The following is a 9,667-nucleotide window of genomic DNA, read 5'->3' on the forward strand; positions in this document are numbered from 1 at the left end:
TCCACCGCCGCGCGAGGCGACCGTCCACTCAGGACCGGGTCAGGCGACCGCGTCGACCGCGGCGAGGATCAGGTCCGAGACCTCGTCCGGGCGGGAGAGCGCGATGGCGTGCGAGGCCTCGACCTCGACCGTCGTCGCCCCGAGCCGCACCGCCGCGGCGCGCTGCGAGTCCGGGTTGATGGCGTTGTCCGCCGTCGCCACCACGAACCACGACGGCAGGGACTTCCACGCGGGCTCGACGGACAGCGGCTCGCCCAGGGCGCGGGCCGCGACCGGGCGCTGGCTGACCGCGGCGATCGCGGTCACCTCGGCCGGCAGGTCGGCGGCGAACACGCTCGGGAACGCGTCGCGGCGGATCGTGAACTCGGTGTCGCTGCCGTCGCCGTCCGGGAACTGCTGCGGCACCAGGGACGTGTTCAGCTCCACGGGCGCGAAGTCCTCCACCGAGCTGAGCGCGCTCTGGCCCTTGTCGATGCCGAACGCGGCCACGTACACGAGGGCCTTCACGTTCGGCGTCTTGGACGCCGCGTGGGTGATCACCGGGCCGCCGTAGGAGTGGCCGACCAGGACGACCGGGCCGTCGATCCCGTTGACGACGCCCGCCACGTAGTCGCCGTCGTGGGCGAGCCCGCGCAGCGGGTTGGCCACCGCGAGCGCCTCGACGCCCCGCGCCCGCAGCCGGTCGATCACCTCGGCCCAGCTGGAGCCGTCCGCGAAGGCCCCGTGCACCAGGACGACGGTGGGGTTGTGGCCGGTCATCGTGTTCTCCTCGGTTCGTCGTGCAGCTCGATGACGCTAAAGCTAGTACACGATTGAGTTGTGCACAAGGTATTTATCGGCGGCAGGCTCGACGCCCCCGGCCCCGCGTCGCCGGCGCAGGTCCGCACCTCGTCCTCGCCCGCGTGATCCGGGATGATCGGCGGTGCCCGCCGTCCCGCGGCGAAGGACCACCCGGCGACGCCGCCACCCGACCGCCCACCGACAGGGAGCCCCGATGCGACCCCGATTCCCGGCGGGCCCGGCCGCCGCCCTGCTCGTGCTCGCCGCGTCGTCCCGGACCACCTCGCCGGTCCGGGACGAGGGGCCCGAGACGCTGCGCGTCGACCTCGACACACCCACGGGGGCCTTCCACGGCGGCGCCACCGGCATCCTCTACGGCCTCGGTGACCCCGGCGTCCCGTCGCACGACCTGATCGCCGGCATGCGCCCGCGCACGATCTCGCAGAAGGCGCCGGGCGGCGAGCAGCACCCCGGCGGCGACGCGCTGGAGGTCGCGGACGGCTTCTTCGCCGCCGGCGGCACGGACGTCCACATCTACGCGCAGGACACCTACAGCGCCTGGCCGTACCAGGACCTCGGGATCGACGACTACCTCGCCCGGTTGCGGCCCCAGCTGGAGGAGGTCGCCGCGCGGCCCGACCGCGACCGGTTCGTCTGGACGATCTTCAACGAGCCGGACCTGATCTGGTACGACGACCGGCCCGCGGACGAGGACCGGTTCTTCACCGACTGGACCAGGGCCCACCGGCTGGTGAGGTCCGTGCTGCCGCACGCCCGCATCGCCGGACCGGGGGAGACCCGGTACCGCGCCGACCACCTCCGCGGGTTCCTCGCCCGCGCCAAGGCCGCCGACGTGCTGCCCGACGTCGTCACGTGGCACGAGCTGGGCCCGGACTCCCTGGCCACCTACCGCGACCACCACCGGGACTACCGGGACCTGGAGCGCTCGCTCGGCATCGCGCCGCGCCCGGTCAACATCAACGAGTACTCCAACCGCCGGGACACCTCGGTGCCCGGCCGGATGATCCAGTGGATCGCCATGCTGGAGGACACCAAGGTCGACGGGCAGATGGCGTACTGGACCATGGCCGGCAACCTCAGCGACCACGCCGTGCGCACCTCGCGCGCCAACGGCGGCTGGTGGCTGACCAAGTGGTACGCCGACCTGTCCGGCGACACGGTCCGGGTCACACCGCCGCGACCGGGCGCCAGGGACACGTTGCAGGGCCTGGCCACCCTCGACCGCGAGGACGGCAGGGCGACCGTCCTGCTCGGCGGCACGGGCAAGCCGGTCGAGGTGGCCCTGACCGGGCTGGACCGGCTGCTGTTCGGCAACCAGGTGGACGTGCGCGTCTCCCGGACCACGTGGTCGGGCTACGAGGGCGACGCCGCGCAGCCGCCCGTGGTCGCGGCGGCCAGGGTGCGAGTGGTCGGCGGCAAGGCGAAGGTCGCCGTGCCCGGTGGTGACCCGCTGGCCGCCTACCAGGTCGTGATCACCCGGGCGGGTCAGGGCACGCCGCCCACGGCCGACGCACCGTGGCAGGCGAGCTACGAGGCCGAGGCGGGCGCGGTGGAGCACGCCGCCGTCGTCACCCAGGACGACGGGTCGGGCTCGCACGACATGGCCCAGCGCTACACCACGTCGGGAGGTCGGGACGTCGGGTCCATGACGGACCCCGGCTCCCGCGTCACCGTGGACGTGGACGTGCCCCGCGACGGCACCTACCGGCTCGGCGTCTTCTACGGCACGAACGGTTGCGTCGGCCGGCAGGCGCTGTACGTCGACGACGCGCACGTCCGCGACCTGACCTTCCCGGCGACGCTGAGCCGGGTATACCGCGGCAGGCTCGACACCTCGATCACGCTCACCGCGGGCAGCCACCGGATCTCGTTGCGCACCAGCGGTCCCGGCGGTTTCCTCGACACCCCTTCGGACATCGCGCTGGACCGCTTCGACCTGACCGAGGTCACCGGTCCGGAGAGGACGGTCCACCCGCTCGTCGACGCGCGCCGCACCGGCGGTGAGGTCGACCGGGCCGACCGCGCGCTCCGGGTAGGCGCACCCGGTGCGGTCGTCCTCGGTCCGGGTGACGCGGTCACCACGTACGTGTCCGCCGCCGAGGACGGCTACCACGCGCTGTCCACCACCTGGCACGGCACCGGTCCCAGCGGGCTCGGGCTCACCCTGTCCGGCCGCCGGGTGGAGGGCGGCGACCTGACCGCCGACCGGTCGGGTGCGTGGACGGGCAGCGTGACGGCGCACCTGAAGGCCGGTGTCACCGAGCTGGTCCTGTCCAACGAAGGCCCTGCGCCGGTCGTGGTCGGCACGCTGACCTCCGTGCGGGACAAGGGTTCCGACCCGCGTGCGGTGCGCGTGGAGGCCGAAGCCGGGCAGCTCGGCGGGGAAGCGGAGGTGGTGCCCTGCCCGTGGGCGTCCGGCGGCGCGTACGTCGGCCGGTTGGGCAACGGCGGCACCCTGACCGTCCGGCGCGCGGAGGGCGTGCGGGCGGCGGGGCAGTACAACCTGACCGTCGCCTACGCGCAGGCCGAGAAGAACACCGGCCACCCGTACAACACCGACACCGTCACCCGCACGCTCGTCGCCACCGAGGAGGGCGGCAACGCGACGAGCGCGCCGTACCGCCACAACTACACCTGGGACGGGTTCTGGCCGGAGACCTCACCGATCGACCTGGTCACCGACGGCGGCCCGCTCACCTTCGGCAACCCCGCCGGCCCGGGCCCGAACGTCGACTGGGTCCGACTCGCCCCGCTCGTCGTGGCGAAGTCCGTGACCCCCCACCGCCGACAGCCCGACGCCGTCGTTTGACAGAACGGCCGGCTTTCGCCATCGTGGGTGGTGCGGAGGGGAGTACCCGCCCGACCGTGATCGTCATTACGGCCGCTCCCGCGAGCGGCTCGGTCACGGTGCCACCGGTCGTCCGGTGGTCGGGGAGACCTCCGGTTCCACCGAACCGGAGGAGTACCCCATGCCCGTCATCCGCTCGACGTCCGCCCGAATCGCCGCCGCCGTGACCGCTGCCGTCGCCGTCACCGCGCTCACCGCCTGCGGTGCCGTGCAGGACGTGGCGAACACCGCGGGAGCCGTCGCGGACACCGCGTCCACCGTGCAGGTCTGCGCGGACGCCCTCACCCAGGCCGCCGTGGTCCTCGACCCGGGCAGCCCGGAGCAGGCCGTCGACCGGGCGCACGACGCCGCTGCGTCGTTGGGCGACCTGGCCGCGACCGCCGCCGACACCACGGTCAACCAGGCCATCACCGCGCTCTCCGCCACCCTGCGCGACGTGACCCTCGACGACCTGGTCGTCACGCCCGCCGTGTGGCTGGAGACCAAGGCGTCCCAGGTCGCCGCGCTCACCAACGCCTGCACGTCGTGACCCGGCGCGTCACCGGGGCGCGTCGACCACGGCCGTCGCGACGGTCCACGCGCGGGTCTGCCCGCTGAGCGTGATGCCCAGACCCGGCCGGTCGGACAGGTGCATCCGGCCGTCCCGGGTCTCCAGCCGCTCGTCGAACAGCGGGTGCAGCCAGTCGAAGTGCTCCACCCACGGCTCGCGCGGGTAGGCGGCGGCCAGGTGGACGTGGATCTCCATGGCGAAGTGCGGCGCCAGCTGGAGGTGGTGGTGGTCCGCGAGCGTGGCCAGCTTGAGGAACTGGGTGATGCCGCCGACGCGCGGCGCGTCCGGTTGCAGGACGTCCACGGCGTTGTGCCGGATCAGCTCGTAGTGCTCGGCCACGCTGGTCAGCATCTCGCCGGACGCGACTGCGGTGGTCAACGACCGGGACAGCTCGGCGTGCCCCTCGACGTCGTAGGCGTCCAGCGGTTCCTCGATCCACTCCAGGTCGAACTCCTCCAGCACCTTGCAGACGCGCATCGCCGTGGGCCGGTCCCACTGCTGGTTGGCGTCGACCATCAACGGCACCCGGTCGCCCAGGTGCTCGCGGACGGCGGCGACCCGGCGGAGGTCCTCGGCCCGGTCCGGCAGCCCCACCTTGATCTTGACGGCGCCCACGCCGGAGTCGAGCGTGCGGTCGGCGTTGTCCTTGATCTGCTCGACCGACTCGTGCAGGAACCCGCCCGAGGTGTTGTAGCAGCGCACGGAGTCGCGGTGCGCGCCGAGCAGCTTGGCCAGCGGGAGCCCGGCGCGCTTGGCCTTGAGGTCCCACAGCGCCACGTCGAACGCGGCCAGCGCCTGCGTCGCGGCACCGCTGCGACCCACCGACGCCCCCGCCCACACCAGCTTGGTCCACAGCCGGTCGATGTCGTTGGGGTCCTCACCGATCAGGTCCGGCGCGACCTCGCGGGCGTGCGCGAACTGGGCGGGTCCGCCGGCGCGCTTGGAGTAGCCGAACCCGACGCCCTCCAGCCCCGCCTCGGTCCGGATCTCCGCGAACAGCACGGCGACCTCGGTCATCGGCCGCTGCCGACCGGTGAACACCTTGGCGTCGCTGATGCCCCCGGGCAGCGGCAGCAGCACCGAGGACAGCGTGACGGAGACGATCCGGTCGGAGCGGCTGGTCGGCATGGGACTCCTTCGGTGCTGCACGGGATCAGGCGATCTTGCGGACCAGGGTGGTGAGCTCGGTCAGCTCGTCGGCGGTCAGGTCGCTCAACGGCGGGCGCACCCGACCGCCGTCGCGGCCCACGGCGGTCAGGCCGGCCTTCACGATCGACACGGCGTAGCCGCGGACCCGGTCGCGGATGTCCAGGTACGGGATGACGAAGTCGCTCAGCATCCCGTAGACGGCGGAGCGGTCCTGCGCGCGGACGGCGGCGTAGAACCGCAGCGCGAACCCGGGCACGAAGTTGAACAGCGCCGAGGAGTAGGTGGTCACGCCGAGCTGGAGCAGCGGCAGGGCGAACGTCTCGGCGGTCGGCAGGCCGCCGATGTAGATCAGCCGGTCCCCGACGCGGGCGTAGGTGCGGGTCATCTGCTCGATGTCGCCCACGCCGTCCTTGAGCCCGATGAGATTGGGGTTGCGGTCCGCGACCTCCGCGACGGTCGCGTCGGTGAGCACCGCGTTGGCCCGGCTGTAGACGACGACCCCCAGGTCGGTCGCGCGGCACACCGCGGTGATGTGCTCGGCCAGGCCGCGCTGGCTCGCCTCGGTGAGGTAGGGCGGGAACAGCAGCACACCGGACGCGCCGGCGGCCTCCGCGGCCCGTGCCTGCGCCACCGACACGGCGGTCGCGCCGGTGGCCGGTGCGACGACGGGGACCCGGCCGCCCACCTCGTCCACGGCCGCGCGGACCACCCGGTCGACCTCGTCCGGCGTCAGCGAGAAGCCCTCGCCCGTGCCGCCGGCGGCGAACAGCCCGGCCACGTCGAAGTCGGCCTGCCAGGCCAGGTGCTCGCGGTACCGGGCCTCGTCGAACCGCAGGTCGGCGTCGAAGTGGGTGACCGGGAAGGAGAGCAACCCCGAGGCGAGTCGGTCGGCGAGAGCGGCTGGGTTCATCACCGCTTCACGGTAGGAACCAGCGGTGATGCTTGTCCAAGAGTTGTTTCGCATTGCTCAATACCCGGAGTGCATCACTCGAACGGCGTGCGGCCCTCCAGCACGCTCAACGTCCGCCACAGCGCCGGGTTGGCCGAGGCCCTGAGCCACACCAGGTGCAGCTCCACGGGCTTGGCCACGGCGGTCTCCAACCGGGCGAACGCCACCCCGTCGATGCGCAGCCGGGCGGCGGACTCCGGCACGAACGCGACCCCGCGACCCGCCGCGACCAGCCACAACATCGTCAGCACCTGGCCGACGGTGTGCACGGTGTGCTCCGGCGCGACCGGCACCGTCCGCACCACCAGGTCGTAGAAGTACCGCGCGGTGGTGGGGGAGTGCATGATCACCCGCTCGCGGACCACGTCGGCGGCCGTCACCTCGCGGTCGAGCGCCGCCAGCGGGTGACCGGTGGGCACGGCGACCAGCAGCCCCTCCCGGTGCAGCAGGCGGGAGCCGAACGTGGAGTCGTCGAACGGCGGCCGGCCCAAGCCCAGGTCGACCTCCTCGTTCACCAGCGCGGCGACCTGCTCGCCGGTCACCATCTCGGCCAGCTCGACGTCCACGTCCGGCAGCTGCCCGGCCAGCTCGTCCAGCAGCCGGCCGAGGATGCCGTAGGTGGCCGCGGCCGTGAAGCCGACCCGCACCACACCGCTGGAGCCGGACGACACCCGCCGGGCCAGCTCGGGCGCGGTCTCGGCCAGCGACAGCAGCCGCCGCGCCTCGACCAGGAACACCTCGCCCGCCGCGGTGAGCGTGACCCGCCGGTTGTCGCGGATCAGCAGCTGCGCGCCGACCGCCCGTTCCAGCTTCTGGATCTGCCTGCTCAGCGGCGGTTGCGTCATCGCCAACCGCGCCGCGGCGCGGCCGAAGTGCAGCTCCTCCGCGACGGCCGCGAACCCCCGCAGCTGCTCCAGCGTGAACGTCATGCCGGGAAGGTATCAACGCAGGTCGGTTCGCCTCCGGTCGAGCATCAGGCGGACCTCCGAAGCGGTGACCGGGTCGGGAGCCCGCTTGGCGGTACGGCGGGCCGGCGGCCGGGTGTGAGCATGGTCGCCATGGGTCTCCCGCGCCGGACCACCGCTCTCGTCCTGCTCACGTTCCTGCTCGGCGGCCTGGTGGCGGTCCCGGCCGCCGCCGCGACCGCGTTCAAGGTGTTGCAGATGAACCTGTGCAACAGCGGCATCGCGGGCTGCTACCAGGACGGACGGGCGGTGGACGAGGCCGTGACGATGATCCAGCGCCGCCTGCCGGACGTCGTCTCGGTGAACGAGGTGTGCCTGTCCGACCTGCCCCGGCTGACCGCCGCCGTGGGCGCGGGCGCCGGGTACCGGTTCGCGTTCGTGCGCAACAGGTCCACCGGCTCCGACTACCAGTGCACGGCCGGTCGGGGCGCGTACGGCAGCGGGATCATCGTCAAAGAGGGCATCGCGAGCGGCGGCACGGGCACCTACGCGGCGCAGGACGGCGGCAACGAGATCCGGGCCTGGGCGTGCGCGCTCGGCGCGGTGCGCGGTTTCACCGCCTGCACCACCCACCTGAGCACGACCGGCACGACGGCCCTGGCGCAGTGCCGGGAACTGGTGCCCACCACCGTGCTGTCCTTCGACCCGACCGCGTCCCCGACGACCCGGCACGTGGTGGTGGGCGACCTGAACCTCAGGTACAGCCCGGGTTCCGCGACGAACGCCCAGGACTGCGTCCCGTCCGGCTGGTTCCGCAAGGGCGACGGCGACGTGCAGCACGTCATCGCCCGGACCCTGACCTTCGTGTCGACGCAGGAGTACGCCATGTACCGCACGGACCACCCCGCGTTCGTGGTGAACTACACGTTCTGACCGGCAGGGCGGACCGGGACGACGACCGTTGGCGATCACGGTCGTCGGCGGACGGGTGCGGTGCGGTCGGTGGGGCGGTCCGGCGGGGGCGCGTCACGCTCCGGCGCCGTCCGGCTCCGCCGGCGCGGTGGCGTCCTTGACGAACTGCTCGGCCAGGTCGCGGAGCTTGACGTTCTCCCGCTGGGAGCGGTCGACCAGAAGTCGGAACGCCTGGTCGGCGTCGATCCGGTGGACCGCCATGACGATGCCCTTGGCCTGGTCGATCACTGAACGCGACGTCAGCGCCGTCCGCAGCTCCGACGCCTGCCCGCGGGCGTTGAGGTACCGGCGGGCGTTGCGCAGCGCACCCTCGGCGGCCGTGGTGTACAGCTCCAGCAGCGCCGCGTCGAGCTCGCGGAACCCGTGCGGCGAACGGCTGTAGAGGTTGAGCGAGCCGTTGTACTCGCGGTCGATGAACAGCGGGGCGGACAGGTAGCTGGCCACGCCCAGGCCGGAGGCCGCCTCGGCGAACGCGGGCCACCGCTCCCACACCTCGGCCACCGCGACCCGTTGCATCTCCCGCGTCGCCGCGGCCTGGAGGCACGGACCCTGACCCGACCGGTACTGCGCCAGGTCCACCTCGAACGCCTGGTCCTCGGTCACCGCGCCGGTGACCGGGATGTCGTCCCGCACCAGCGTCACGCTGGACATGTCGGCTCCGGGGATCGCCCGGATGACCTGTCTGCACAGGCGGTCGAGTATGACCGACAGGTCCTCCTCGTCCTCCAACAGCTCCGTCAGGCGCTCCAAGGCGGCGGTCACCTCGTCGAGCCGCCGCACCAGGTGATCGTCACCGGAGTCGGTCCCCTCACCCCGCTGCCCGTCCATGAACCGACCTCCGTCTCGTCGCGCACCGTCCGTTCCTGTTCATCTTCCACTTCGAGGGCTTCGGAAAACGTGCGACCGCACTCGGTGGCGTGACGCGCACGCGGGGTGGTTGCGACGACCCGTACCGGGTACTCGATGACCCCCGCGAGTGCTCCCCGAGGACGACTCCATGGACGGAACGGACTTCTTCGACCGCGGTGCGGTCGTCACCTACCTCGACCCGGACGTGTTCGCCCCGGCGGCCTTCGCGCTCGGCCGCGTCACCGGGCCGCAGGTCCTCGACCCCCTCACCGGACGTCGGTGGGTGTCCGTGCTCCGGCCCGACCGCACCACCCTGGTGCTGGACACCGCGAACGTCGTCGAAATCGTGCCCGCGCGCGACGTCCCGGCCGGACCGGGCCCCGCGTGACCGCGCACGGGCGGGATCCGTCCCGTGGTGCGGACCGGTGGTGGACCGGGATAGGTTGCCGGGAGTGGCACTCGGGGACCGGCCCGGCGGCGCTCCCGGGCCGGGGCCCCTCATCTGCGGCGACGAGGACGGGTGGTGGACGAGCAGCGGAGGGACCGGCTGACCCGGGTGGTCGCGCTCTGCGTGGTCGCCCCCGGTCCGGTCGAGTGGGCACGGGCGTTGTGCGAGGCCTGCGTGCGGACGCTGGACGGTGTCG

9 protein-coding genes are annotated in these 9,667 nt (G+C 73.0%); 4 read left to right on the forward strand and 5 right to left on the reverse strand.

Translation table 11 applies throughout. The features are described 5' to 3' along the window. Nucleotides 1–39: 39 nt before the first annotated feature. Nucleotides 40–759: an alpha/beta hydrolase gene (locus AB0G02_RS20985; protein WP_360796960.1), complete on the reverse strand. Its 720-nt coding sequence runs from the start codon at nucleotides 757–759 to the stop codon at nucleotides 40–42. Between the two features lie 235 nt (nucleotides 760–994). Here AB0G02_RS20985 and AB0G02_RS20990 point away from each other — a divergent pair, with 235 nt between their 5' ends. Both AB0G02_RS20990 and AB0G02_RS20995 read left to right on the forward strand, forming a co-directional pair. Continuing rightward, a complete protein-coding gene (locus AB0G02_RS20990; protein WP_360796961.1) occupies nucleotides 995–3,610 on the forward strand; it encodes a CBM35 domain-containing protein in 2,616 nt (871 codons plus the stop codon). A 160-nt stretch (nucleotides 3,611–3,770) separates the two neighbouring features. Beyond that, nucleotides 3,771–4,178 carry a bacteriophage spanin2 family protein gene (locus tag AB0G02_RS20995; protein WP_360796963.1) on the forward strand — a complete coding sequence of 136 codons (408 nt, stop codon included), beginning with the start codon at nucleotides 3,771–3,773 and terminating at the stop codon, nucleotides 4,176–4,178. A gap of 9 nt (nucleotides 4,179–4,187) precedes the next feature. On the opposite strand, the gene AB0G02_RS21000 is transcribed toward AB0G02_RS20995, so the two are convergent. The 3 genes from AB0G02_RS21000 to AB0G02_RS21010 all read right to left on the reverse strand — a co-directional run bounded on the left by AB0G02_RS21000 (nucleotide 4,188) and on the right by AB0G02_RS21010 (nucleotide 7,226). Then, nucleotides 4,188–5,327 (reverse strand): mandelate racemase/muconate lactonizing enzyme family protein, encoded by a 1,140-nt coding sequence (locus tag AB0G02_RS21000; protein ID WP_360796964.1) that lies wholly within the window; start codon nucleotides 5,325–5,327, stop codon nucleotides 4,188–4,190. A gap of 25 nt (nucleotides 5,328–5,352) precedes the next feature. Further along, nucleotides 5,353–6,258 (reverse strand): 5-dehydro-4-deoxyglucarate dehydratase, encoded by a 906-nt coding sequence (gene kdgD / locus AB0G02_RS21005; RefSeq protein ID WP_360796966.1) that lies wholly within the window; start codon nucleotides 6,256–6,258, stop codon nucleotides 5,353–5,355. Between the two features lie 74 nt (nucleotides 6,259–6,332). Then, on the reverse strand, nucleotides 6,333–7,226 hold the full coding sequence (locus tag AB0G02_RS21010) for a LysR family transcriptional regulator (protein ID WP_360796968.1): 894 nt from the start codon (nucleotides 7,224–7,226) through the stop codon (nucleotides 6,333–6,335). A 129-nt stretch (nucleotides 7,227–7,355) separates the two neighbouring features. Here AB0G02_RS21010 and AB0G02_RS21015 point away from each other — a divergent pair, with 129 nt between their 5' ends. Beyond that, nucleotides 7,356–8,135 carry an endonuclease/exonuclease/phosphatase family protein gene (locus AB0G02_RS21015; RefSeq protein WP_360796970.1) on the forward strand — a complete coding sequence of 260 codons (780 nt, stop codon included), beginning with the start codon at nucleotides 7,356–7,358 and terminating at the stop codon, nucleotides 8,133–8,135. Nucleotides 8,136–8,228: 93 nt separating this feature from the next. On the opposite strand, the gene AB0G02_RS21020 is transcribed toward AB0G02_RS21015, so the two are convergent. Beyond that, complete coding sequence (locus AB0G02_RS21020) at nucleotides 8,229–9,002, reverse strand: GAF and ANTAR domain-containing protein (RefSeq protein WP_360796972.1); 774 nt, start codon at nucleotides 9,000–9,002, stop codon at nucleotides 8,229–8,231. Between the two features lie 169 nt (nucleotides 9,003–9,171). Here AB0G02_RS21020 and AB0G02_RS21025 point away from each other — a divergent pair, with 169 nt between their 5' ends. Then, nucleotides 9,172–9,411: a hypothetical protein gene (locus tag AB0G02_RS21025; protein WP_360796974.1), complete on the forward strand. Its 240-nt coding sequence runs from the start codon at nucleotides 9,172–9,174 to the stop codon at nucleotides 9,409–9,411. Nucleotides 9,412–9,667 lie beyond the last annotated feature (256 nt).

This window comes from Actinosynnema sp. NPDC023658 (genome assembly GCF_040639995.1).
Classification (GTDB): Bacteria; Actinomycetota; Actinomycetes; order Mycobacteriales; family Pseudonocardiaceae; genus Actinosynnema.

Excerpts from the sequence above, each read along its gene's own strand:
- AB0G02_RS20985 (WP_360796960.1), bottom strand. The coding sequence starts at position 759 with ATGACCGGCCACAACCCCACCGTCGTCCTGGTGCACGGGGCCTTCGCG.
- AB0G02_RS21015 (WP_360796970.1), top strand. The coding sequence starts at position 7,356 with ATGGGTCTCCCGCGCCGGACCACCGCTCTCGTCCTGCTCACGTTCCTG.
- AB0G02_RS21020 (WP_360796972.1), bottom strand. The coding sequence starts at position 9,002 with ATGGACGGGCAGCGGGGTGAGGGGACCGACTCCGGTGACGATCACCTG.
- AB0G02_RS20995 (WP_360796963.1), top strand. The coding sequence starts at position 3,771 with ATGCCCGTCATCCGCTCGACGTCCGCCCGAATCGCCGCCGCCGTGACC.
- AB0G02_RS21025 (WP_360796974.1), top strand. The coding sequence starts at position 9,172 with ATGGACGGAACGGACTTCTTCGACCGCGGTGCGGTCGTCACCTACCTC.
- kdgD (WP_360796966.1), bottom strand. The coding sequence starts at position 6,258 with ATGAACCCAGCCGCTCTCGCCGACCGACTCGCCTCGGGGTTGCTCTCC.
- AB0G02_RS21000 (WP_360796964.1), bottom strand. The coding sequence starts at position 5,327 with ATGCCGACCAGCCGCTCCGACCGGATCGTCTCCGTCACGCTGTCCTCG.
- AB0G02_RS20990 (WP_360796961.1), top strand. The coding sequence starts at position 995 with ATGCGACCCCGATTCCCGGCGGGCCCGGCCGCCGCCCTGCTCGTGCTC.
- AB0G02_RS21010 (WP_360796968.1), bottom strand. The coding sequence starts at position 7,226 with ATGACGTTCACGCTGGAGCAGCTGCGGGGGTTCGCGGCCGTCGCGGAG.